Genomic DNA, 21,784 nt, shown 5'->3' on the forward strand with positions numbered 1-21,784 from the left:
CGTCGTGGCGAAGCTCATCGATGGCAAGGCGATTGCGGCTCAGGTGCGGCGCGAGGTGGCCGACGGGGTGGAGGCGTTCCGTGCGGCCCATGGGCGCGCGCCGGGGCTCCACGTGGTGCTGGCGGGGGACGACTCGGCGTCGGCGGTGTACGTGCGCAACAAGGAGCGCGCCTCCAAGGAAGTGGGCATCGAGGGCGTCGTGCATCGCTTGCCGGCGACGATCGGCGAAGGCGATCTGCTCTCCTTGGTGAAGCGCCTCAACGACGATCCGAACGTGGACGGCATCCTGGTGCAGCTGCCGGTGCCCGACGCCGTGCGGCCGCACGCGGTGATCGAAGCCATCGATCCCGCCAAGGACGTCGACGGCTTTCATCCGGTGAGCGTGGGCGCGCTGTGGGCGGGCACCCCGGGGCTCGTGCCCTGCACGCCCCGCGGCTGTATTCGCCTGCTGCGGGAAGCGGGTGCGGACTTGCGAGGCGCGCGCGCCCTCGTCATCGGTCGCAGCAACATCGTGGGCAAGCCGATGGCGGCGCTGCTCCTGGCGGAGCACGCCACGGTGACCATCGCGCACTCGCGCACCAAGGATCTCGCTGGCGTGTGTCGGGAGGCGGACGTGATCGTCTCCGCCGTGGGGCGCGCCAAGATGGTGACCCGGCAGTGGGTGAAGCCCGGCGCCTATGTCATCGACGTGGGCATGAATCGCGACGAAAACGGCAAGCTCTGCGGCGACGTGGACTTCGCCTCGGTGGAGCCCGTTGCCGCTGCCATCACGCCGGTTCCCGGTGGCGTGGGTCCGATGACCATCGCCATGCTGCTCGAGAGCACGCTGCACGCCGCCCGAATGCGAGAAGCCAAGCGGTAGATCTGGCCGCGAGCGGCGTAGAAGGGCGCATGCAGGCCCAACACTATCCGCCTCAGCCCTACGCCCCTGCCAAGGCCAAGCCCCCCGTCCTCAGCATCCTCGCCGCGGTGGTGGCGCTGGGGCTCGGCATGATCACGTTTCTCATCGCCGGCTTCCGCGGACACAGCGCCGGTTGGGAGATGATGGCCGCCCCCACCGCACTCACCGGCTTGGCGGGGCTGGTCGGCTTCGTCGGCGGGCTCGGCGCCCTGAGCCGCAAGTCCTTCCTGGTGGCCCTGGGGCTGATCGCGGTGTCGGGACTGGGTGGGCTCCTCGCCGTCGCGGGCTTTGTGCTGGGCGCGTGACGCTCAGCGATAGCGCGACACGTCCACGCCGAGCTTCTTGCAGATGGCGCTGAGCGCTGCATCCATCTGCCGCAGGGTCTCCTCCCGCGCGCCGCTGTTGTCGATCACGTAGTCGGCGAGCTTCACCTTCTCGGCGAGGGGCATCTGCGCTGCGATGCGTGCCCTGGCTTCGGCCTCCGTCATGCCGTCCCGCGCCATGGTGCGCGCGATCTGCGTCGCCTCCGAGACACTCACCACGACCAGCGGTCGCAGCGCGTCGGCGAGCCCCGTCTCTACCAAGAGCGGCACCTCGTAGCAGACCAGGGGCTCCCCCGCGGCGCCGTGCTCCGCCACCCGCGCCAGGGCCAGATCCCGCACGCGGGGATGGGTGATCGCGTTGAGCTTCCGGCGTGCGTCCTCGTCGCCGAACACGCGCGCCGCGAGCTTCGGTCGGTCGAGCTCGCCGTCCTCCGCGAGCACCTCGGCGCCGAAGGTCGCCACGATCTCCGCGAGGCCCTCGCTGCCCTTCGCCACCACCTCCCGAGCCAGCACGTCGGCGTCGATCACCGGTACGCCCCGCGCCCGCAGGTGCGTCGCGACGGTGCTCTTTCCGCTGCCAATGCCGCCGGTGAGGCCGAACACATGAGTCATCGCCGGCAGCCTACCGGGTTTTGTTGGTCCGGCGCGGCCACGACGGGGCTCGCGCCGCGCCAACACCCTGGGGCTGCATTGCTCGTCGTCAGCGGAGGCTGTACAACCGTTCCGTGGATCTACGGGACAAGCTTGGACGGCTGGGGAGTCCCGTGCCGCGACCCCCGGAGGCCCGGGAAGCGACCCTCGATGAGCTGCGGGACAAGATGGCCGCCATCCTCGGACGCCCCGTGGCGCCGCCGCGGCCGCCGGCGGATCCGGCGCTCTCGAGCTTGCCCTTCGCGCGGGTCGAGACGGAGCACGGCGCACTGTACGAGCGCATCGAGCGGCTCGCTCCGTCCCGCCACGTGGGGCGCATGCCGGTGGACGCAGCGACGGCGGCGTCCGACGAGCTCTTGGCGCTGTTGGCCCTCGACCCTGGTCTCGCGGGCGTCGACCCCAAGCGCGCGCTGTACCTGGACACCGAGACCACTGGCCTCGGGGGCGGCGCGGGGGTGCTGGCGTTCTTGGTCGGCCTCTTGTGGTTCGACGCGGACGATCGCCCGGTGCTCGAGCAGCTCTTGCTGCGCCGGCCGGGAGAGGAGCGCGCGCTGCTGGCGCGGGTGGAGGAGCGGCTCTCGGCGGCGAGCGCGGTGGTCACCTACAATGGCAAGAGCTTCGACCTGCCGCTCTTGGCCACGCGCCGGGTGATGAACAAGCTCTCGCCCTTGCCGTCGCGGCCGCACCTGGATCTGCTGCACGTGGCCCGGCGCCTGCACCGGCGACGGCTGTCCGCGTGCAAGCTCACCACGCTGGAAAGCGAAGTGCTCGGCTTCGTCCGAGGTCCGGACATCGATGGCGGCGAGGTCGCGGCGCGCTACGGTCACTATCTGCGGAGCGGGGACGAATCGGCGCTCGCGGCGGTGGTGGAGCACAACGCTTGGGACGTCGTGACGATGGCGGCGTTGGTGGGCCTGTACGGTGAGCCGATGACCACGCTGCACCGGGAGGATCTGGTGGACCTCGCGCGGACCTTTCGCCGGGCCCGGGATCTGGACCGGGCGCGGGACGCGGCGGAGGCCGCCGTGGGAAGCGGCGTGGGTCCGGACGCCCTGCGCGTCCGTGGCGAGATCGCCAAGGCGCGGGGCGACCGCGCGCGGGCCCTCGCGGATTTCGAGGCCCTGGCGGCGGACGTGGACGAGCCCGCAGTGCGCCTCGAGCTGGCCAAGCTGTACGAGCACCACGTGAAGGAGCCAGTGCGCGCCCTTGCCCTCGTGGAGCAGGGGACCGGCGAGGCGCCCGAGGCGCTGGAGCGACGGCGGGCACGGCTGACGCGGAAGATCGCCAAGGGGAAGTGAGCTACGGTTCGCGCATGCGAACCGCTCTGTTCTTCATTGCGCTTTCGGTCGTGGGGTGTGGCAGCGACGATTCCTCGCCTGCGGCGGGATCCGGTGGCAGCGCGGGCAGTAGCGGGGATCCGTACTACGACGCGGTGCCGGCGCTGCGGCGCGTGGCGGACGTTTCCGCCTGTCCCACGGGCTTCGAGGCGCCGCCGGCGGCGGGCCAGAGCTCCGGGTTCGAAGCCGCGGGGCAGATGCGGAGCTTCTATCTCGGCCTGCCCAGCCAGGCGGGCCCGCGGCCCACGCTGGTGCTGTTCAACGGAACCGGCGAGAGCGGCCTGACGATCTTCAATCGCGTGCACGCTCAGGATTTCGTGGACGCCGGCTTCATCGTGGTCGCGCCCGACAGCGCGGGCAACGGCACCTTGTGGCCGGTGTGGGACGGCTTGCGCGAGCCCGGCCACGAGAACGACCCGAACGCGGATCTCGACTACTTCGATAAGTTGCTCGACTGCATCTCGGTGCACTTCGAGGTGGACGAAAAGCGCATCTATGTTGCGGGCCACTCCGCTGGCGGCATCTTCACCAACGCCGTGCTTCGCCGCCGTTCCGAGCTCTTGGCCGGGGGGATCCCGGCTTCCAGCGTGTTCGATCTCACCGGCCCGAGCCCGGCGGCGGAGCTGTCGGACATGGCCGTGGTGGTGACCTGGGGCGGCGACAACGACATCTACAGCGGCAGCGCCGGGGGCGGCGTGAGCGTGCCGGAGTTCAACTTCGTGGAGCAGGCCGCCATCGCCAGCGAGAGCTACGAGAACGAGCCCAAGGTGGAGCAGGCGTGGTGCAAGGGGGCGAGCCTCGGCCACGCCTGGCTGCCCGCCAACGCGTGGTTCATCGACTTCTTGCTCGGCCATCCGAAGGGCCTCGCCACCACGAGCCCGTGGCAGGCGGCCAGCACGGAGGGCAGCGGCTTCAGCTGCGGCTTCGACGCGGCTCCCAAGCCCACCGGCACCACCGTCACGTGTCCCTCCGCGAGCACCACTGCGGCGTGTCAGAGCTACTGTCAGTTCTTGGGCGACTGCGCGGTGGAAAACGCCACCATCGAGCCCGTGCTCGGCCCGCAGCTCGACGCGCTGGGCTTCGCCGGCAGCGACCACACCCAGTGCGGCGGCTGCGTGACCCAATGCGAGGCGGACGCCCAGAGCAGCGCGGACAGCACGGTGCTCGGCTGCTTCGAAACGGCCTTCGGCAGCGCCCAGTGCGGTGCGGGTATTTCCGGGGCCCAGCCCCTGATCGACGCCAGCAACAGCTGCTGCAAGGACCAGACGTCGAGCGGCGTGTGCACCCGGCTGTGCCAAGCCATCAACACCAACGCGCCGGCCGCCGCCCTGTTTTCCAGCTGCGCCGCGTTCAAGTAGCCGTGCTACATCGACGGGCCATGGCCTACGACCATTTGTCCGTCGAGCAGCGCTGGCAGGAGTACTGGGACGAGCACAAGACCTTCGAGGTCACACGTCGCCCCGAGCGACCCAAGTACTATGTGCTCGACATGTTCCCGTATCCGTCCGGGAGCGGCCTCCACGTGGGACATCCCGAGGGCTACACGGCGACGGACATCGTGGCCCGCTACAAGCGGATGAAGGGCTTCGACGTGCTGCACCCCATGGGCTGGGACGCCTTTGGGCTGCCGGCGGAGCAGCACGCCATCAACACCGGCACCCACCCGGCGGTGACCACCAACGAGAACATCGAGACCTTCCGGCGGCAGCTGAAGAGCCTCGGTTTCTTCTACGATTGGTCCCGGGAGGTGAACACCACCGACCCCGGCTACTTCAAGTGGACCCAGTGGATCTTCCTCGAGCTGTTCGACCGCGGCCTCGCGTTTCAGGCTGAGATTCCAGTCAATTGGTGCCCGGCCCTGGGCACCGTGTTGGCCAACGAAGAAGTGGTGGACGGCAAGAGCGAGCGCGGCAACCACCCCGTGGTGCGCGAGCCGCTGCGGCAGTGGCAGCTGCGCATCACCGCCTACGCCGATCGCTTGGCAGAAGAGCTCGAGCCGCTTGATTGGCCCGAGACGAAGCAGAAGCAGCGCGACTGGATCGGCAAGAGCGAGGGCGCCGAGGTCGACTTCCCGCTGGTGGACCACGACGACAAGCTCACCGTGTACACCACCCGGCCGGACACCTTGTTCGGCGCCACGTACATGGTGATCGCGCCGGACCATCCGCTCACCCTCACGATCACCACGGCGGATCGCCGCGCCGAAGTGGAGGTGTACGCCAAGGCGGCGGCGCGCAAGAGCGACATGGAGCGCACCGCCCTGAACAAGGACAAAACCGGCGTATTTACCGGTGCTTACGCGACGAATCCGCTGAACGGGACGCGCATCCCGGTGTACACCGCGGACTACGTCTTGGGCGCCTATGGAACCGGCGCCATCATGGCCGTCCCCGCGCACGACGAGCGCGACTTCGAGTTCGCCCAGCGCTTCGAGCTCGACATCGTGGAGGTCGTGAGTCCAGACGGCACGCTCCACCAGACGCTCACGGCGGCCTACGTGGAGGACGGCATCGCCGTTCGCTCGGGGCAGTTCGATCGACTGCCCACCCCGGACATGAAGCGCAAGATCATCGAGTTCCTCGAGGAGCAGGGGATCGGGCGGCGCAAGGTGAACTACAAGCTCCGCGATTGGGTGTTCTCCCGCCAGCGCTATTGGGGCGAGCCGATCCCAATCTACTTCCCCGTGAAGACCGACGGCGATCCACGGAAGGGTGCCGCGTTCGAGATCGACTACTCCACGCCCATCGCGGTGGACCGCAGCGAGCTACCCCTGAAGTTGCCGGAGCTCGAGGACTACCGCCCCGGGGATCCTCAGGGCCCACTGGTGCGAGCGGTCGACTGGCGCTTCTTCCAAAAGGACGGGAAGTGGTTCGCTCGAGAGACCAACACCATGCCCCAGTGGGCGGGCTCGTGCTGGTACTATCTGCGCTATCTGGATCCACACAACGCTTCGGAAATATTCAGTAAAGAGGCGTACGACGCGTGGATGCCGGTGGATCTCTACGTGGGCGGCTCGGAGCACGCCGTCTTGCACCTGCTGTACGCGCGATTCTGGCACAAGGTGCTGTTCGACGCGGGCGTGGTGAAGCACCCGGAGCCGTTCCAGAAGCTCGTGCACCAGGGCCTGGTGCTGGGCATGGCCTTCCGCTGGTACGCAGTGGTGGACGGGGAGGGGAAGCTCCTGCGCGCGCTGCCGGGTGACGACCCCGAGGTGCAGCCCCACGAGGAGGGGGGCTTCGTGCTGCCCAGCGGCGAGCGAGTCGAGGAGCGTTGGCTGGCCGAGGGCGACATCGCCTTGGATGAGGGCAAGCCGGTTCACCCCGAGCACCGTGTGAAGCTCCTCCCGGTCGCCGAGAAGATGAGCAAGAGCCGGGGCAACGTGGTGAACCCCGACGACGTGGTGCGCGACTACGGAGCGGACAGCCTGCGCGTGTACGAGATGTTCATGGGCCCCCTGGAGCAGGTGAAGCCTTGGCAGATGAGCGGCCTATCCGGCGTGCGGCGCTTCCTCGATCGGGTCCACGGTCTGTGCCAGCGCGGGCTCGCGCCGGAGTCGGACCCGGACACCGACAAGCTGGTCCACCGCACCGTCAAGAAGGTGGGAGAGGACATCGAGGCGCTGCGCTTCAACACTGCCATCAGCGCGATGATGATCTTGGCCAATCACCTGAATGGACACAAGGCAACTCCCCGGAATGCGGTCGAAAAACTCGTCCTATGTCTATCTCCCTTTGCGCCCCATCTGGCGGAGGAGCTGTGGCGACAGCTGGGGCACGACCCCAGCACCTTGGACGTGCCATGGCCCAGCTATGACCCCAAGCTGTGCGAAGACGACGTCCTCGAGCTCCCGGTGCAGGTGAACGGAAAAGTGAGGGGTCGCGTGACGTTGGCGAAGGATGCCAGCGCGGACGACGCCCGAACCGCCGCCCTGGCGGACCCCAACGTCACCAAGTTCATCGAGGGCAAGGCCATCCGCAAGGTCGTCTATGTCCCCGGACGCATCCTGAATCTGATCGTGGGCTGAACGGGAACGCAGGTACTGAACTTCCGTATCTTTGGGCACTTAGGTCACAAACTTGATGTTTCATGTGAAACATGTTTTGGGGCTCGCCCTGATCCTGGTCGGCTCGAGCAGCTGCGGCTATCAGCCGGTCTACTCGGGCAGCGAGCCCGCCGAGCGTTTGGCTGTGGTGCTCGCTCCCAGTCGAGTCCCCAACGCCGAGGCGGTACAAGCCGCGCTCGCGGGCGCCCGCGCCGAGCTCGCCCGCTCAGGCTCGCTGCGCGGCGGCTCGGGCTACCCCCGACTGGTGTTGGAGATCACCCGAGTGGATGACGAGGGGACGGGCATCCAGGTGGTACCCGCACCGGGCGAGCCGGGCGACGAGATCCCGTTGAACCGAGCCGGCTCGGTGGGCGTGGTGGCGCGGGGTTGGGTGGAGGAGCAGGCTGGGGCGGACCCAGCGCTGGACACTGGAGATATGCGCAGGGTCGCCCGCTACGCCAGCCCGAGCGGAGCGTCTCAGGACGCCCGGGCCCGGCGCGAGGCCTTGCGGGCTGCGGGCCGCGCGCTGGGCCGTGCCCTGGCTCGGCGGGTGCTGGGCCAGCCGGAGCCGTCTCAGGAGGCGCTGTAGCGTCGATCCTCGGTGGACCCCGCGCCGCGCTGTGTTACGTTTCGCCCCGCCCATGGTGACAGTAGGATGTGCGGGGTTTGCCGTCCCCGCGACGCGGTACTTCAAAGAGTACCTCTTCGTCGAGGTCCAGGAGACCCACATCGCGGTCCCGGGGCCAGGTACGGTGCGTCGCTGGCGGCGGGAAGCGCCCCAGGGTTTCGAGTTCGCGCTGCTCGGTCCGCGTCAGGTGGGGCAGGAGGGCTTTCGCGAAGGCAAGGTGGTGGAGACCGCCCTCGATACGCTCAGCAAGGTAGGCAAGGAGCTGGACGCCACCACGGCGGTGTTCGTGGCCCCGCCGGACTTCCCCTCGTCCCGCGCCAACCGAGCCGCGCTCAAGGACTTCCTCACCCACGTCACCGAGCGCTTCCAGCGCATCGTCTTCGAGCCGGGCCCCGCCTGGGATCCAGATGACGCGGACGCGCTGGCGGAGGAGACCGGGACCATTTCCGCTCGCGACCCGCTGGCCCACGGGCTGTCCAAGCGGGACGTCGCCTACTACCGCTTGCCGGGGCCCGCGGGGCACAAGTCCCGCTATGAGGATCCGGCCATCGAGCGCCTCGCGGAGATCGCCGCGGGGGGTGGCGACCAGGTGGCGACCTACGTGTTCACCAACGTGGACATGTTCGCCGACGCCAAGCGGCTGAAGAAGCTGCTCAAGCTGTAGCAGCGTCGAAAACGCCGAAAAAAAACGCCCAGCGGGCACATCCCGCTGGGCGCTCTTTCACACCTCGGAGCCGGCGATCAGTTCGTCGGCTGGAGGCACTCGGTGAAGCAGCTGGTCTTCATGCAGGTGACCATGTCGTTGGTCGCGTCGCTGATGGTGCCGCAGCCGTCGCTGGTGCAGTTACCCGCACAGGTCGCGATGGTGGGGTCATCGGCGATGCCCGCGTCCAGCACGCACTGCTGCAGGCAGATGACCTCGCCGGGGTAGCTGCCGTCGGTGGCCTTGGGGCCGCCCGCCCAGCAGGCGTCCGCCGGGTTGTCGCCCAGGCAGCTCTTCCACTGGTCGCAGCAGTTGGTGTGCACGCAGGCCTGACACGCATCGGTGGTGTCCAGGTCGTCGCACGTTGCCGCGGGGGTGCTGGGACCGCTCTTGTCGTTGTCGCAGGTGTAGGGGGTGGTCGTGGTGCCACCGCTGCCCGCTGCGCCGGCCATACCGCCCGTCGCGCCCGCGCCCGCGGTCCCGCCGGTGCCAGCCGTGCCACCGGTGCTGCCACCGCTACCGCTGCTGTTGCCCGTGCCGCCGCTGCCGCCGGTGTTCTCGTCGCCGCCGCTGCCAATCACGCAGCCCGCCATCACCACCGAGCTACAGAGTCCTAGAGCCAGCAGTTTCCACCAAGCATTCTTCATGATTCGGTCTCCCTTTTTGCCCCTGAATTCAAGCATCGAGCGATAGCGCTCCACATCCGGTTATTACTCTGGTGCCTCGCGGGCGCAACTTCCCGTGCACCTTGTGCATACGCACTTTGATTCGCCAAATTCCCGATTCTCGATGCCGAGGACGGCCGCGCGAGGCACCGCCAGCCTTTTGGACGAGGCTGCCCCTCACGTTATTCGGGGACAACCCCCCACGCAAGATGGGGCTCAGGTAGGTGGAGGTAGGGGTTGGCTCGCCGCGGAACCATCTTGGTCCCCTCCCTGGGGGTAAACCCCCTCTTGCGCGGCGCTGGAGCCCTCAGGAGGACTTGGGGGGCCCGTCCGACTCCGCGTCTGCCTCGGACTCGTCGTCAGAGTCAGCGGCCGCCTCGGAGGCGGGGGCGTCGTCCGGCTCCGGCTCCTTGGCCTTGGCGGGCGTCGGCGCGGGAGCCTCGGGCATGGGGGCGCGCTTCCTGAACGCCAGGGCGAAGCTCGCGATGGACACCAGCCACCAAGGGACGTTGCCCCACCATTCGAAGGGGGTGCTGGCGTGGACCCAGGCGATCTCGTGGGCCAACGCTTCCATCTTGAACGGATTGGTGTGGGCGACGACGCGACCGACGGGATCGACGAAGGCGCTGATGCCGCTGTTGGTGGAGCGCACCAGGTAGCGGCGCTGCTCGATGGCCCGGAGCTCCGCCAGCGCGAGGTGGATCCAGGGCTCCGTGGTGTCGCCGAACCAGGCGTCGTTGGTGATGTTGACCAAGAGGTCCGGATCCCCGGAGCGCACGATGGAGTTCACGAAGCCCGCGTCGATGTCCTCGTAGCAAATGAAGGTCGCGATCTCGTGGCCGTTCAGGGGCAGCGGCTTCAGCGTGGTGCCCGGGGAAAATCGCCCGGAATTCTGGCTGATCTCGTAGAGCTCGGGGAACGTCTCGCCGAACGGCAGGTACTCGCCGAAGGCCAACAGGAACTGCTTGTCGTAGCGGCCCTTCACGGTGCCCGTGGCGTCCGTGATCAAGGCGGAGTTGAACAGCACGTAGCGGCGGGCGTCGTTTACCCGGCGCACGAGCACTGCGCCGAAGATGGCCGGTACGCCCAAGGCACGGGCGAACTGCACGCGATAGGCGATGGGCGCGAGGTCTTCGTCCTGGGGCGCCATCACGCTGGTCTCGCTCCACACGACCAGATCGAGCGGGCCGTCCTTCTCGAGCTCCCGCGTCAGGGTCACGTGGCGGCGCAGCCCCTCGTCGCGGTTCTTGCGCTTCGCCATCAGGCTCATGTTCGCCTGCACGATGCCCACTCGCGCCTTGGGCGCCGCTGCCACCGCGGCGTCCACCATCGGAATGCGAATGGCCCCGTAGATCAGCGCCAGCACGGGGATTGCCAAGAGCGCACCGGCCACGCGCCAGCGCGGGGCACGCTTCTCGAGGCGCGCGATCACGAGCTCTGCGAGGGCCAGGTTCGGAGCCACCAGCACCAACGAAACAGCGATCGGCCCGCCCACCTCGGCGAGCTGAAGCAGCACTGGGATCTGGTGCACCGTGGCGGCGTAGGTCCAAGGAAAGAGCAGCGGAAACACCAGCTCGCTGGCAGCGAAACCCAGGGTGAAGGCCACGCCTCCGGGCCAGCCGCGCTGCTCCGCGCGGTTCGTGAGCCAGCCGAGCAGGGCGATGCGGCCCGCTTGGTAGCCGCACAAGATCGCCATGAACAACAGGCACAGCGCCGTGGGGAAGCCGCTGAAGGTCTTCAGCATGCCGAGCAGCCAGTAGAAGCCGAACATCGTCATGGTGAAGCCCGCCATCCAGCCGAGGCCGGCACCACGCCGAGGCGTCTGACCGCGCAGGGCGACGATGAGGGGCACCAACGCCACGAAGCTCAGCGGCCACACGTCGATGCCGGGGAAGGCGACGAAGTAGAGGAAGCCGCTGAGGAACGCGAGGCCGTAGGCGGCGCGGCCGCCAAACAGGGGTTTCGGACCCAGGCTCTCGATGGGCTTTGGCTTTTTCTTGCTCACGTTCCCAGTACCTTCTGCACCTTGGCGAGCAGGTCCTTGAGGGCGAAGGGCTTCGCGATGTAGTGGCGGGCACCCAGCTGGATGCCGTGGATGATGTCCTGGGGCGCGTCGCGGGCCGTGAGGAAGATCACCGGCACCTTACGACCCGGGACCAGCCGTAGGCGCTCCACCACGCCGAAGCCATCGAAGCCGGGCATCATCACGTCCAGCAGCGCCAGATCCGGCCGTGGATCTTGCGAAAGCCGCGCCAGCGCGCTGGGTCCGTCTTCGGCCAACAGGATCTCGTAGTCTTGGGACAGGGCGCGGGCCACGAGCGAGCGAATGGCCGGGTCGTCGTCGGCGACGAGCACCCGCTTCTTCACTCCGGCGCTCACGCTACTCCGTCCGCTTGATGATGTGGAAACCGAAGTCGGTCTCCACGATGTCGCTGACCTCTCCCGGCTTCAGGGCGAAGGCAGCGTCGGCGAAGGGCTTGACCATGGCGCCACGCTCGAAGGTCCCGAGATCACCGCCCCGCGCCTTGGCGGTGGGATCGTCGGAGAACTGCTTGGCGAGATCGGCGAAGTCCGCGCCGCCCTTGGCCCGCGCCAGCAGCTGCCCGGCGAGCTTCTTGGCTTCGTCCTTGCTGCGCGTGGCCTGCGATCGCCGGGCGCCCTTGAAGGCGATCAGGATGTGCGATGCATGAATGCGCTCACCCGCTGCCGGCCGCTCGGGCATGGCCGGCGGAGCGGGTCGCTGTGCCGCGGCCGTCTGAGCCGTGTTCTCCGGAGGCTGGGCCGGTCCTCCGCCGGGGCCGGGCTCCGTGAGATCCGCGCAACCGATCGCCGCAATGCCCGCGGCCAGCGTCAGCACCACCACCTTCGCGTTCGTCATCGGAGAGCTTCGTAGAGACACCCCGGCTTGGTTTCAAGCCCGCTGTGCAGAGGGGCGCTTGCGGCGGGGTGGGGGAGCAGTCAAAGATAGCGGCGAAGATGCCGAAAATCCTCCACATCGAGGACGACCCCGCCAACCGGCTCCTGGTTCGGAAGCTGCTCTCGCCGGCGGGCTTCGAGGTGATCGACGCCGTCGACGGCCTGGAGGGCATCCGGCTCGCCTGTATCCACCACCCGGATCTGGTTCTGGTGGACATCGCCATTCCCGGCCTCGACGGCTACGAGGTCACCCTGCGCCTCCGCAACGAGCCCCAGCTGGACGGCGTGCCCATCGTGGCCATCACCGCCGAGGGCAATCGCGACACCAGCTTGGCCGTGGGTTGCGACGGCTACTTACAGAAGCCCATCGACGCGCGCTCCTTCGCCGAGACGATCCGTACGTACTTGGCCGGGCGACGCGAAGAAGTCTCGCCGGACCGCACCGGCAAGCACTTGCGGCTCCAGAGCCAACGTATCGCCACCCACCTGGAAGAGAAGATCGCCGAGCTCAGCGCTGCCAACGAGCGGCTCTTGGAGCTCGACCAGGGCCGCAAGGAGTTTTACCGCAACATCTCCCACGAGCTGGCCACGCCCATGACGCCCATCGTGGGCTACGTGCGGCTGTTACTCGACGCCGAGCTCGGCCCGCTCACGGTGCAGCAGCAAAAGGCCCTCCGGGCGGTGGACGAGTGCGTGCAGCGGCTGCGAGGCCTGATCGACGATCTGCTGGATGTGACGGGCCTCGAGACCGGGCGCATGAAGTTCGCGCCCCGGCCCTTCGATCTGGTGGAGGCAGTGGACAAGGCCTTGCGTCAGAGCGCCGAGCGCTTCGCGAACCTGCGCCTCGTGACGCAGCTGCCAGCGGGCAAGCTCGAGGGCTTCGCGGATGCCGAGCGCATCACCCAGGCCGTCGAGCACTTGCTCGACAACGCCGCGAAGTTCACCCCCGAGGGCGGGGTGGTGGGCGTTCGCGCGCGCAAGCTGTCGTCCGCGCACTTCGAGGTGTGCGTGGCGGACACCGGCCCGGGCGTGCCGGCGGAAAAAGCCGCCCGCGTGTTCGATCCCTTTTACCAAGTGGACGGCTCGCCGACGCGCACCTACGGCGGCGCGGGCATCGGCCTGGCCGTGGTGCGGGGCATCGCACGGGGCCACGGCGGCGACGTGCACGTGGTGTCCCCGGCGGACGAGCGCATCGCCGGCGAGCGGCTCACGGGCTCGGCCTTCTATCTCGTGATCCCGGAGCGCGCGCCTCGCGCATGACGCGGGTCTACCTCGACTGGAACGCGACGTCGCCGCCCCACGAAGACGTGATCGCGGCGATGCGCCGCGCCGCCGAAGACGCGTGGGGCAATCCGTCGAGCGTGCACGCTCGTGGGCGTGCGGCGCGGGCACTCGTGGAGGACGTTCGCGAGCGGCTGGCGGCTATCGTGGGCGCCCACGCCCGGGACGTGGTGTTCACCTCCGGCGGCACCGAGGCGAACAACCTCGCCTTGCGGTCCGCGACGGCACTGGTCACGAGCCGCCTCGAGCACCCCTCGGTGGTGCGCGCCGCCGAGGCCCTCGCGGGCCCCGTGGAGTGGCTGCCAGTGCCCCCCAGCGGCCGCATCGATGCCGACGACGTCGCCCGCGCCCTCGAGCGCCTACCTGCCGGCGCCACCGTGGCGCTGATGGCGGTCAACCACGAGACCGGTGTGATCCAGCCGGTCCGGGAGGTCCTGGCCCGCACCCGCGCCGCGGGAGCTCGCCTCCACGTGGACGCCGTCCAGGCCCTGGGCAAGCTCGACCCCGCCGAGTGGGCCCAGGCCGACAGCATCGCCCTGGCGGCCCACAAGATCCGGGGTCCCAAGGGCGTTGGCGCGCTGGTGTGGCGGGGCTCCCCCGCACTGCTCACGCCGCTCCTCCAGGGCGGCGCCCAGGAGCGCGGGCTCCGTCCCGGCACCGTCGACCCCGTGGCCGTGGCGGGCTTCGGAGCCGCCTTGGAGCGGGTGGATGTTGGTCCGGCGCGGAACCTCGAGCTCGGGCTCTTGCGCGACGCGCTGGAGACGGCCCTCGCCGGCCGGGTGCAGCGGAACGCTACGGAGCACCGCCTGGGGCACGTCAGCAACCTGTCCGTCCCCGGTCGCAGCGGCGACGAGCTGGTCGCCGCTCTCGACCTCGCGGGCGTCGAGATCTCGAGCGGCAGCGCGTGCAGTGCGGGCACCGCGGAGCCGTCTCCGGTGATCACGGCAATGCACGGCATCGAGCGGGCGCGCTCGGCACTTCGCGTGAGCCTCGGAGAGACGACCACGCGTTCCGAGCTGGATCACGCGATAGCGGTGCTCTGCCGCATACTTACGCGTGAAAGCTCGAGTACCTGAGGTTTCACTCGAAGCCGAGATCGACCCTTCAATCCATCTGTGATCGACGGGGTCGTAAGTGCTCGACATCGATCGGGTTTTCGATCGCGGGTCGAGGGGCGAAGGCCATTCCATTCAGTGGAACGCCGAGGGCTCCACGCGTGACGTCTGTTCAGGGTCGTTGGAGAAGCTCCGAAGACACCTGGGCTTTGGATCTCAACTCGCCGATTTCACTCGCTGTTTCTTGAGCTCGTAGAGGGCGATGGCGGCCGCGACGGAGGCGTTCAAGGAGTCGATGCGTTCGGTTTCGATCAAGCGTGCGAGGACCGTGCAGGCGCGACGGACGCCGCGTCCGATCCCCGAGTGCTCATTGCCTACCACCACTACCGTGGGTCCGGACAAGTCCACGTCCGAGAGCGACACGGTGGCTTGGGCGTCGAGGCCGACGACCGTGACGCCGTGAGCCGCGGCGTCCCGCAAGAATCCGGACAAGCTCCGCGGCCGACACAGCCGCGCGTGCTCCACCGCGCCGGCCGAAGCGCGGAAGGTGGCGGGGGTGAGGGGCGCCGCGCTGTGCTCGCCGAACACCACCGCAGCCGACGCCACGCCCACGGCGCTTCGGATCACGGCGCCGAAGTTCTGCGGATCCTGAATGCCGTCCAGCGCGATGGCGGCCAGGGTCGGATCGTCGAGCAGGGACTCGGGGGCGGTCAGCCCGAGGGGCGGTCCCCAGGCGAGGACGCCCTGGTGCATCGTGCCGCCGGCGATGCGGTCGAGCTCCGCCTTCGGGCGGCGTTCCACCACGGGCACCTGCTGGTCTCGGGCGAAGCGCTCCAGGGCGTCCAGGCGGGGCAGGGAGCGGCCGTCCACCACCACGCGGGACAGCCGCCGGCCGTGGACCCGGATGGCTTCACGCACCGGCTGGAGCCCGGCAATGAGCCGTTGGTCGTCAGTCATGCGAGGCGTCGGCGATCTCCTGAACGATCGCTGCGGCGACGGCGGCGGGATCCGCGGCGTCGCGGATGGGACGTCCGACCACCAGCACGCTGGAGCCGGCCCGGATGGTGGCGCCCGGGCGCCCGGTTCGCTTTTGGTCGTCCCCGGCGCCGCCGCCCGGACGAATGCCCGGCGTGACGAGCACCGCGCTGTCCCCGAGCTCGGCCCGCAGGGCGCCCACCTCGGCGGGGGAGCACACGAAGCCTCGCACGCCGTGATCGAAGGCGAGGCGGGCGACGCGTCGTGCCTGCTCCGCGGGCGGATCGCTCACGCCCACGGCGCGCAGATCCGCTGCGTCCAAGGACGTGAGCACGGTGACGGCCAAGAGCGTGATGCCGCTGCCCTCCGCCCGGCGAGCGGCCTGCTCCAACATGCGGGGACCGCCCACGCCATGCACCGTGAGGTAACGCACGCCGTGCTCGATGGCGCTGCCGACGGCGCGGTCCACCGTCTCGGGGATGTCGTGGAGCTTCAAGTCGAGGAACACGTCGCAGTCGAGCTCACGCCCAATGCGAAGAGCCGCCGGCCCTTCGCGCACGAACAGCTCGAGGCCGATCTTCAGCACACCGGCGCTGGCGCACACCGCCTCCGCACCCCGTCGCGCGTCTGCGAGGGTGGGGTAGTCGAGAGCAAACGCCAGGCGGCGTCGCGGGGTCACAGGCAGGAGCAGAGGGGATCGCCGGGGGGGCAGTTGCAGGGCTTGCTGCCGCCGCCGCTGGCGGGCTTGCTGCCGCCGCCGCTGGTGGAGTGACTGAGGGCGCGTCCGGCGCTCTCCTTCTCTTTCTTCGCCTTGGCCAGCTGTGCCTCGATCTTGGCGCGCTCGGCTTCGTCCTTCGCGCTCGCGAGGTTTTTCTTGAGCGCTTCTTCCTTCTTGGCTGCGTCCTCGAAGTCCCGCTTCAAGCGAGCCAGCTCTTCTTCCGTGGCCTTGCGCTGCGCCTCCAACGCCGCCGCGCGCTTCTCGGCTTCGTCTGCCGACTTCTTCCACAGGACGCCGCCGGTGACGCCACCGATGATGAGCACGGCGCTGACCACGCCGACGATGATCTGCAGCCGCTTCTTGTGCTTGTCGCCCTTCAGCGTGGCGAGCTGATGCTCGTGCGCCTGCTGCGCCTGCATCGCTTCCAAGCGTGCGCGGTGCTCGGCCTCGGCGCGCGCCTTCTCGACCTCGGCGTGTTGGATGGCGGCGAGGCGCGCTTCTTCTTCGCGCCGCCGCTGCTCTTCCATCCGCCGCGCCTCGTCCTCGGCGCGCATGCGCGCTTCCTCGGCCTCACGGGCAGCGCGCTCGGCGGCCGCCTTGGCCTCCATCTCGGCGCGCGCGTGGGCTTCTTTCTCCGCCTCTTCTTGAGCGATGCGGTCCTCTTCGAGGCTCATCAGCTCCTTGAGCGAGAAAAGAACCGAGCTTTCCTTCTGTTCGGCCATCGATGGTGTTCTCCGAGTGGCGGCGGGGGGCGAGTTTTGGGTTAGAAAAGGCGCTTATCAACCCGGACGATGAGTCGTCAACGGGCTTGGGCACGGAAAATGTAATCCAAATGGTTCTGCTGGCCCAGCGAACTCTCTTTCTGGGACACGGAGCGCCCGCGATGCTTTGGCTCGAGAGCGGGGCCGAGGGGATTTTCCCGGGCAGAGTGCTGCAGTGTGTCTGACACCCACCTGCGCACTGCGTCGCAGCAGCTTGACCCAATCGGTTTTTCGCGTAGCTTGAGGGTCTCGCATGGGCGCGAAAAAGAGTGTTTCGCTGGTGGGCGCGGCGGGGGCGCTGCTCTGGCTGTTGAGCTCTGGGGCTTCGTGCGGAGGACCGCAGGAGCAGGCCGGGCTGGGCGAAGATTGCTTCCGCGCAGACGACTGCCAAGAAGGGCTGTTCTGCTTTGACGGCAAGTGTGAGAGCGATCCCAACAAGATCGTGAACACCATAGACGGCCCTGCAGGACCGCCACCGGAGTCGGGAGCGGGCGGTGCGGCAGGAGCCGCGGGAGCGGGCGGCGTCGCTGGCGCTGGCGCAACCGGCGGCACTGGCGGCGTGGCGGGCAGCGGCGGCACCGGGGCCACGGGCGGAACGGGCGGAACGGGCGGGACCGGTGGCACGGGCGGAACCGGTGCAACGGGCGGAACCGGTGCAACGGGCGGAACCGGTGGCACCGGCGCGACCGGCGGTACGGGCGGGACCGGCGCCACGGGTGGCACCGGCGGTACGGGCGCGACCGGTGGCACCGGCGGCGCGAGCGGCAGCGGCGGAACCGGCGCTACCGGCGGCGGCAGCGCGGACGCCTCGACCGACTGACGTCACTCACGCCAGAAGAACTTCCAGGGGTTGTGCTTCAGGTCGCGAAGCATCTCCTGCAGATCGTCGTACACCGCTTCGTCCATGACCAGCGCGCCGACGGTTCCCTTGCCCCGCTTGATGTGAGCAACCAACGCCTGGGCGTCCGCCGCCGCCAGGCGGGCCCGGCCAGTGGTGTCGCTCACGTCGCTGGTGATCTTGTCGTAGCGCTTGAGCTGCTTGTCCGAGGCGAGGGTGCCCGTGAGCTTCCGCGTGTCCGCTAGCACCTGGCGCCCATCCGTGAGCATGGGATCGAGGTTCTTGTTCAGCGTGACGGTGGTGTGCTCCACGTTGTTGATGATGCGATTGATCTGCGGGTTGTCGACGTAGCGCGAGCGCGCCGCCTTCATGGTGTCGTTGGCCTCGACGCTCAGGGACTCCACGTTGGTGACGATGTTGTCGAGCTTCTTGTCGTTCTTCTTGAAGAAGTCCCCGGTGCCCTTCAGCGTGTCGTGCAGGCCATCGAAGGTTTCGGTGATCTTCTTCTCGTTCTTGGTGATGCCCTCGTAGGCCCGGTGCAAGAGCTCGTAGCTCTCCGCCAGCAGTAGATCGAGGCGCGGCGGGCTGATGCCCTGCACCACCGCCTTGTCCTGCAGCACGGGGCGATCGTTGGAGCCGGGCTCCACCGCCAGGAACTGCTCGCCCAGCACGCCCTGCGTGGTCACGTACCAGCGGGCGTTCGCGTAGATCGCCTTCTGGTAGCGCTTCTCGATGTGGGCCACCACGCGGATGGGCGGCACCGGCTCGTTGGTCGCCGGGTCGATTTCGCCGCCGCGGAACTGCACTTCGTCGACAGTGCCGACCTTCACTCCCGCGATCTTCACCGGCGCCCCGGACTGCAGCCCTCCGGGGTTCTCGAAGTCGACGAACACCGTGTAGGTGGGCTCGAAGGACAGCCCTCCCATCACCACCACGAAGCCGCCCAGCAGCACCAGGGCGATGATGATCAGGGCACCGACCTTGACCTCGATGGAACGCTGGCTCATGCGCTTCCTCTCTGCGTGCGATGGCGGAGGTCAGGCATCCATCGGCCCCTCGGCTCTGCCATTGATGAACTGCTGGATGATCCCGTCCGGGGAGGCGCGGAAATCCGCCTGGGTTCCCAGCATCTTCACGTGACCGTTGTACAGCATGACGATGCGGTCGGCGATCGTGAAGATACTGACGAGATCGTGCGAAACCACGATGCTGGTGACCCCCAGGGTGTCGGAAAGCTCGCGGATGAGCTTGTCCACGCGCCGTGCGCTGACCGGGTCCAGGCTGGTGGTCGGCTCGTCGAACAGCACATAGCGAGGGTCGAGGGTGAGGGCGCGAGCGATGGCCACCCGCTTGCGCATGCCGTCGCCGAGCTCCGCCGGAAAACGGTCCGAAAACTCCGCCATGTGCACGTGCTGCAGCAGCCGCCGGGCCTCCGTGGCGGCTTCCTTCGGCTTCATGCCCTTGTGCTTGCGCAAGGGCAGGGCGACGTTCTCGATGCACGACATGCTGTCGAACAGGGTGGAGTGCTGAAACACCATCGCGCACTTCTTCCGCACGCCGTACATGCGCTTTTCGTCGAAGCGGCTGACCTCCTCGCCATCCAGCCAGATCTCGCCGTCGTCGGGGTACAAGAGGCCGATCAGGTGCTTGATGAGCACGCTCTTGCCCACGCCGGAGGCGCCGATGATGAAGAAGACCTCGCCGTCCTGCACGTCGAAGCTCACGCCTTTGAGCACGTGTTTGGGGCCGAAGGACTTCTTGACGTTCCTGAAGGAGATCATCCGGGACCGAAGCGAAGGCGACAGGGTGTTATAGCCTCTGGCCCCGACGCGAGGCGACAAAGGTCGTCCGGGGTGGCACAGGGTGTGCCGTGGCGACAACGCCGGTGGCGAGCCGGATTTCGACGACAAACGCGGCCGTCCGCGGGGTTGCCGCGGCGAACCAACCCCCAGAAGCCAAGGAAGCACTTGGCATGACCGTTGCTGTGTTTCTTGCACGTCGGCCTGCGACCAGCTACCTCCCTGGACCCCCGAATCATGACCCACGCCCCCTGGCTCTGCCGCTTGGCGCTCTGCTCCCTTGCCGGGCTCTTTGCTCTTGGGGGCTGCGGCTCGGGTGAGAGCAAGCCGGAGACGGCGGCGGGCAAGAGCGGCCTGTGGTCCAACAGCCCGCCGGTGTGCGGGCAGGACGAAGTGCGGGAGTACTACTGCGACGAGCTCTTGCCGCGGCAGAATGCGCTGCCGGCGCCAGAGCCTTTCGAGGCTTGCCCGGGCAGCATCGAGAGCCACGTGGGCGTGCTGGAGCCAAAGCCTTCCGTCGCGCTGTTCGACGCCGACTACACCGCCCACACGCGCCGGCGCATGCCGCCGGGGCACTCCTGCTGCTACAGCTGGTGCGCGCCGCTGAAGATCGCCGCCCGCGAAGACATTCCGCCGGGAGCGCGCTGCGACGCGGATCACACCATGCACGAGTCGTGGTGCGTGGACGAGCCGGAGAGCGGCACCAGCGAGCCCATGGCCCAGCCCTTCGATCGTTGCCCTGCGGCGGTCACGCCACCGGACGGCGCGGTGTACTCTGCGCCCAAGGCGGCGCCCTTCGACATCGCGGGCACCCAGATGCGTCGTCAGGTGGGCTTCAAGGAGTGCTGCTACGCGTGGTGCAGCAAAGCGCCGCCCACGGCGGTGAAGATCGCGAAGCCGCCGCAAGCTGCGCCGCTCAGTGATTCGCCCTTGGCGAATCACTGAGGGATTTGGTCTACACCGCTCCATCCGGAAAGGCCGCGCGACCCTTCCAGTGTGAGAACAAGCATGCGCCCGGCCTCGCCGGGTTCTCCCTCGCCTCTCAGTGGAGAAACGTGATCTGATCGTGCCAAAGACCGTCCATGTGGTTCCAGCGAACGGGTCCCTACCCATTCGCGATCCATTCCGAAAGGTTGTTGGTGAGGCGCGGAAACGGCGGGTGGCGGAGTCGCGGTGCGGGCTCGCTCGCTGCGCTCGCGTAGCCAGAGAGGCTCGCTCGCAGCGCTCGCGTAGCCAGAGAGGGCTCGCTCGCTGCGCTCGCGTAGCCGGAGGTGCTCGCTCGATCGTGCCAAAGACCGTCCATCGCGTAGCCAGAGAGGTCGCTCGCTCGCTGCGCTCCGTAGCCAGGAAAGGTCGCTGGTGCGCTCGCGTAGCCAGAGGGGGCTCGCGCTGCGCTCGCATAGCCGGAGGTGCTCGCTCGCGCTCGCATAGCCAGAGAGGCTCGTCGCTGCGCTCGCATAGCCGGAGGGGCTCGCTCGCTGCGCTCGCATAGCCAGAGAGGCTGCGCTCGCTGCGCTCGCGTAGCCGGAGCCTGCTCGCTCGCTGCGCTCGCATAGCGGGAGACGGCTCGCTCGCAGCGCTCGCGCGGGCGGGAGACGGCCTGCTCGCAGCGCTCGCGTAGCCGGAGGGGCTCGCTCGCTGCGCTCGCGTAGCCGGAGCGGGGGTTGGGGTGGGGGTGGGGGAGAGCGCTTGGGGGGGTGGGGCTATGGGCTTTGCAGGTAGTCCAGGAGATCCTTTTGCAGCTTGAGGCCCGAGAGCGCGATGTGGAGGGAGGCGGCGTAGAAGACGCTGGTGAACACCGCTACGAAGCGGAAGCGGTCCGGGCGGCCTACGAGATCGGCGCGGCTGCCGAAGCCGAACTCAGATTCCGGCAACGCCAGACTCAGGCTCAGCGTGGCCAGCATCGCCAGACCGACGAGCACCGTGCTCCACCACGGAGCCGAGCGGATCGTTTGGCGTGGGTCGACGCTCACGGTGGTGCCTTCGTAGCTCGCCTTGGGATGACCGAGGACGGCCGGGATGAAGGCCACGAACACGCCGGCGCAGAGCGCCCACAAGATCTGCGGCGTTTCGATGGCCGAGATCTCGTTGGCCGCCACGAAGAAGATCGCGGCCGTCAGGCCCAGCACCGATGCGACCACCGCGAAGCGCAGCATCGAGCCGAGTATACCTGCGCTTCCGTGGCCTCAGG

At 68.5% G+C, this 21,784-nt stretch carries 22 protein-coding genes; 11 read left to right on the forward strand and 11 right to left on the reverse strand.

Features of this window, described 5'->3' with window-relative positions:
• Positions 1-4 precede the first annotated feature (4 nt).
• The gene (gene folD, locus H6717_26080; protein MCB9580526.1) at positions 5-862 is read left to right on the forward strand and encodes a bifunctional methylenetetrahydrofolate dehydrogenase/methenyltetrahydrofolate cyclohydrolase FolD; all 858 of its coding nucleotides are present in this window, start codon (positions 5-7) and stop codon (positions 860-862) included.
• Positions 863-891: 29 nt separating this feature from the next.
• Positions 892-1,206 (forward strand): hypothetical protein, encoded by a 315-nt coding sequence (locus H6717_26085; protein ID MCB9580527.1) that lies wholly within the window; start codon positions 892-894, stop codon positions 1,204-1,206.
• Positions 1,207-1,209: 3 nt separating this feature from the next.
• On the opposite strand, the gene H6717_26090 is transcribed toward H6717_26085, so the two are convergent.
• Entirely contained in the window at positions 1,210-1,836 is a 627-nt protein-coding gene (locus H6717_26090; protein ID MCB9580528.1) for a dephospho-CoA kinase, read from the reverse strand.
• Positions 1,837-1,988: 152 nt separating this feature from the next.
• Here H6717_26090 and H6717_26095 point away from each other — a divergent pair, with 152 nt between their 5' ends.
• The 5 genes from H6717_26095 to H6717_26115 all read left to right on the forward strand — a co-directional run bounded on the left by H6717_26095 (position 1,989) and on the right by H6717_26115 (position 8,546).
• Positions 1,989-3,173 carry a ribonuclease H-like domain-containing protein gene (locus tag H6717_26095; GenBank protein MCB9580529.1) on the forward strand — a complete coding sequence of 395 codons (1,185 nt, stop codon included), beginning with the start codon at positions 1,989-1,991 and terminating at the stop codon, positions 3,171-3,173.
• Between the two features lie 14 nt (positions 3,174-3,187).
• Positions 3,188-4,570 carry a prolyl oligopeptidase family serine peptidase gene (locus H6717_26100; protein ID MCB9580530.1) on the forward strand — a complete coding sequence of 461 codons (1,383 nt, stop codon included), beginning with the start codon at positions 3,188-3,190 and terminating at the stop codon, positions 4,568-4,570.
• Positions 4,571-4,590: 20 nt separating this feature from the next.
• The gene (locus tag H6717_26105; protein MCB9580531.1) at positions 4,591-7,236 is read left to right on the forward strand and encodes a leucine--tRNA ligase; all 2,646 of its coding nucleotides are present in this window, start codon (positions 4,591-4,593) and stop codon (positions 7,234-7,236) included.
• Between the two features lie 64 nt (positions 7,237-7,300).
• Positions 7,301-7,843, forward strand: a complete 543-nt coding sequence (locus tag H6717_26110) for a hypothetical protein (protein ID MCB9580532.1) — start codon at positions 7,301-7,303, stop codon at positions 7,841-7,843.
• Between the two features lie 52 nt (positions 7,844-7,895).
• Complete coding sequence (locus tag H6717_26115) at positions 7,896-8,546, forward strand: DUF72 domain-containing protein (GenBank protein MCB9580533.1); 651 nt, start codon at positions 7,896-7,898, stop codon at positions 8,544-8,546.
• A gap of 77 nt (positions 8,547-8,623) precedes the next feature.
• Here H6717_26115 and H6717_26120 read toward each other — a convergent pair whose 3' ends face one another.
• The 4 genes from H6717_26120 to H6717_26135 form a co-directional block, all read right to left on the reverse strand.
• Positions 8,624-9,232: a hypothetical protein gene (locus H6717_26120; protein ID MCB9580534.1), complete on the reverse strand. Its 609-nt coding sequence runs from the start codon at positions 9,230-9,232 to the stop codon at positions 8,624-8,626.
• Between the two features lie 325 nt (positions 9,233-9,557).
• The gene (gene lnt, locus H6717_26125; protein MCB9580535.1) at positions 9,558-11,255 is read right to left on the reverse strand and encodes an apolipoprotein N-acyltransferase; all 1,698 of its coding nucleotides are present in this window, start codon (positions 11,253-11,255) and stop codon (positions 9,558-9,560) included.
• Positions 11,252-11,605 (reverse strand): response regulator, encoded by a 354-nt coding sequence (locus H6717_26130; GenBank protein MCB9580536.1) that lies wholly within the window; start codon positions 11,603-11,605, stop codon positions 11,252-11,254. Before H6717_26130 ends, lnt begins: the two co-directional genes overlap by 4 nt.
• Positions 11,606-11,630: 25 nt before the next feature.
• Positions 11,631-11,972 (reverse strand): peptidyl-prolyl cis-trans isomerase, encoded by a 342-nt coding sequence (locus tag H6717_26135; protein MCB9580537.1) that lies wholly within the window; start codon positions 11,970-11,972, stop codon positions 11,631-11,633.
• A 254-nt stretch (positions 11,973-12,226) separates the two neighbouring features.
• Between H6717_26135 and H6717_26140 the strand changes: the two genes are divergently transcribed.
• Positions 12,227-13,426, forward strand: coding sequence for a hybrid sensor histidine kinase/response regulator (locus H6717_26140; protein ID MCB9580538.1), 1,200 nt, complete (start codon positions 12,227-12,229; stop codon positions 13,424-13,426).
• Positions 13,423-14,523 (forward strand): cysteine desulfurase, encoded by a 1,101-nt coding sequence (locus H6717_26145; GenBank protein ID MCB9580539.1) that lies wholly within the window; start codon positions 13,423-13,425, stop codon positions 14,521-14,523. The genes H6717_26140 and H6717_26145 overlap by 4 nt, the downstream gene beginning before the upstream one ends.
• A gap of 195 nt (positions 14,524-14,718) precedes the next feature.
• On the opposite strand, the gene H6717_26150 is transcribed toward H6717_26145, so the two are convergent.
• From H6717_26150 to H6717_26160, 3 genes are read right to left on the reverse strand one after another with little or no spacing between them, the layout of a single operon-like run.
• The gene (locus H6717_26150) at positions 14,719-15,459 is read right to left on the reverse strand and encodes an RNA methyltransferase (protein ID MCB9580540.1); all 741 of its coding nucleotides are present in this window, start codon (positions 15,457-15,459) and stop codon (positions 14,719-14,721) included.
• Positions 15,452-16,156, reverse strand: coding sequence for an orotidine-5'-phosphate decarboxylase (gene pyrF, locus H6717_26155; protein ID MCB9580541.1), 705 nt, complete (start codon positions 16,154-16,156; stop codon positions 15,452-15,454). Before pyrF ends, H6717_26150 begins: the two co-directional genes overlap by 8 nt.
• Positions 16,153-16,917: a hypothetical protein gene (locus H6717_26160; protein MCB9580542.1), complete on the reverse strand. Its 765-nt coding sequence runs from the start codon at positions 16,915-16,917 to the stop codon at positions 16,153-16,155. The genes pyrF and H6717_26160 overlap by 4 nt, the downstream gene beginning before the upstream one ends.
• 292 nt (positions 16,918-17,209) lie before the next feature.
• Here H6717_26160 and H6717_26165 point away from each other — a divergent pair, with 292 nt between their 5' ends.
• A complete protein-coding gene (locus H6717_26165) occupies positions 17,210-17,776 on the forward strand; it encodes a hypothetical protein (protein ID MCB9580543.1) in 567 nt (188 codons plus the stop codon).
• A gap of 2 nt (positions 17,777-17,778) precedes the next feature.
• On the opposite strand, the gene H6717_26170 is transcribed toward H6717_26165, so the two are convergent.
• Positions 17,779-18,801: an MCE family protein gene (locus tag H6717_26170; GenBank protein MCB9580544.1), complete on the reverse strand. Its 1,023-nt coding sequence runs from the start codon at positions 18,799-18,801 to the stop codon at positions 17,779-17,781.
• Between the two features lie 30 nt (positions 18,802-18,831).
• Positions 18,832-19,575, reverse strand: coding sequence for an ATP-binding cassette domain-containing protein (locus H6717_26175; protein ID MCB9580545.1), 744 nt, complete (start codon positions 19,573-19,575; stop codon positions 18,832-18,834).
• Between the two features lie 255 nt (positions 19,576-19,830).
• Between H6717_26175 and H6717_26180 the strand changes: the two genes are divergently transcribed.
• On the forward strand, positions 19,831-20,538 hold the full coding sequence (locus H6717_26180; GenBank protein MCB9580546.1) for a hypothetical protein: 708 nt from the start codon (positions 19,831-19,833) through the stop codon (positions 20,536-20,538).
• Positions 20,539-21,296: 758 nt separating this feature from the next.
• On the opposite strand, the gene H6717_26185 is transcribed toward H6717_26180, so the two are convergent.
• On the reverse strand, positions 21,297-21,749 hold the full coding sequence (locus H6717_26185; protein MCB9580547.1) for a hypothetical protein: 453 nt from the start codon (positions 21,747-21,749) through the stop codon (positions 21,297-21,299).
• Between the last annotated feature and the right edge of the window lie 35 nt (positions 21,750-21,784).

It is taken from the genome of Polyangiaceae bacterium (genome assembly GCA_020633235.1).
Lineage (GTDB): Bacteria > Myxococcota_A > Polyangia > Polyangiales > Polyangiaceae > JACKEA01.

What these genes read in the sequence shown, in the direction of transcription:
- H6717_26105 (MCB9580531.1), top strand. Translation starts at nt 4,591, where the DNA reads ATGGCCTACGACCATTTGTCCGTCGAGCAGCGCTGGCAGGAGTACTGG.
- H6717_26090 (MCB9580528.1), bottom strand. Translation starts at nt 1,836, where the DNA reads ATGACTCATGTGTTCGGCCTCACCGGCGGCATTGGCAGCGGAAAGAGC.
- H6717_26135 (MCB9580537.1), bottom strand. Translation starts at nt 11,972, where the DNA reads ATGCCCGAGCGGCCGGCAGCGGGTGAGCGCATTCATGCATCGCACATC.
- H6717_26170 (MCB9580544.1), bottom strand. Translation starts at nt 18,801, where the DNA reads ATGAGCCAGCGTTCCATCGAGGTCAAGGTCGGTGCCCTGATCATCATC.
- H6717_26085 (MCB9580527.1), top strand. Translation starts at nt 892, where the DNA reads ATGCAGGCCCAACACTATCCGCCTCAGCCCTACGCCCCTGCCAAGGCC.
- H6717_26150 (MCB9580540.1), bottom strand. Translation starts at nt 15,459, where the DNA reads ATGACTGACGACCAACGGCTCATTGCCGGGCTCCAGCCGGTGCGTGAA.
- H6717_26180 (MCB9580546.1), top strand. Translation starts at nt 19,831, where the DNA reads ATGACCCACGCCCCCTGGCTCTGCCGCTTGGCGCTCTGCTCCCTTGCC.
- H6717_26120 (MCB9580534.1), bottom strand. Translation starts at nt 9,232, where the DNA reads ATGAAGAATGCTTGGTGGAAACTGCTGGCTCTAGGACTCTGTAGCTCG.
- H6717_26100 (MCB9580530.1), top strand. Translation starts at nt 3,188, where the DNA reads ATGCGAACCGCTCTGTTCTTCATTGCGCTTTCGGTCGTGGGGTGTGGC.
- H6717_26115 (MCB9580533.1), top strand. Translation starts at nt 7,896, where the DNA reads ATGGTGACAGTAGGATGTGCGGGGTTTGCCGTCCCCGCGACGCGGTAC.
- H6717_26185 (MCB9580547.1), bottom strand. Translation starts at nt 21,749, where the DNA reads ATGCTGCGCTTCGCGGTGGTCGCATCGGTGCTGGGCCTGACGGCCGCG.
- H6717_26165 (MCB9580543.1), top strand. Translation starts at nt 17,210, where the DNA reads ATGGGCGCGAAAAAGAGTGTTTCGCTGGTGGGCGCGGCGGGGGCGCTG.
- H6717_26175 (MCB9580545.1), bottom strand. Translation starts at nt 19,575, where the DNA reads ATGATCTCCTTCAGGAACGTCAAGAAGTCCTTCGGCCCCAAACACGTG.
- H6717_26145 (MCB9580539.1), top strand. Translation starts at nt 13,423, where the DNA reads ATGACGCGGGTCTACCTCGACTGGAACGCGACGTCGCCGCCCCACGAA.
- H6717_26140 (MCB9580538.1), top strand. Translation starts at nt 12,227, where the DNA reads ATGCCGAAAATCCTCCACATCGAGGACGACCCCGCCAACCGGCTCCTG.
- H6717_26160 (MCB9580542.1), bottom strand. Translation starts at nt 16,917, where the DNA reads ATGGCCGAACAGAAGGAAAGCTCGGTTCTTTTCTCGCTCAAGGAGCTG.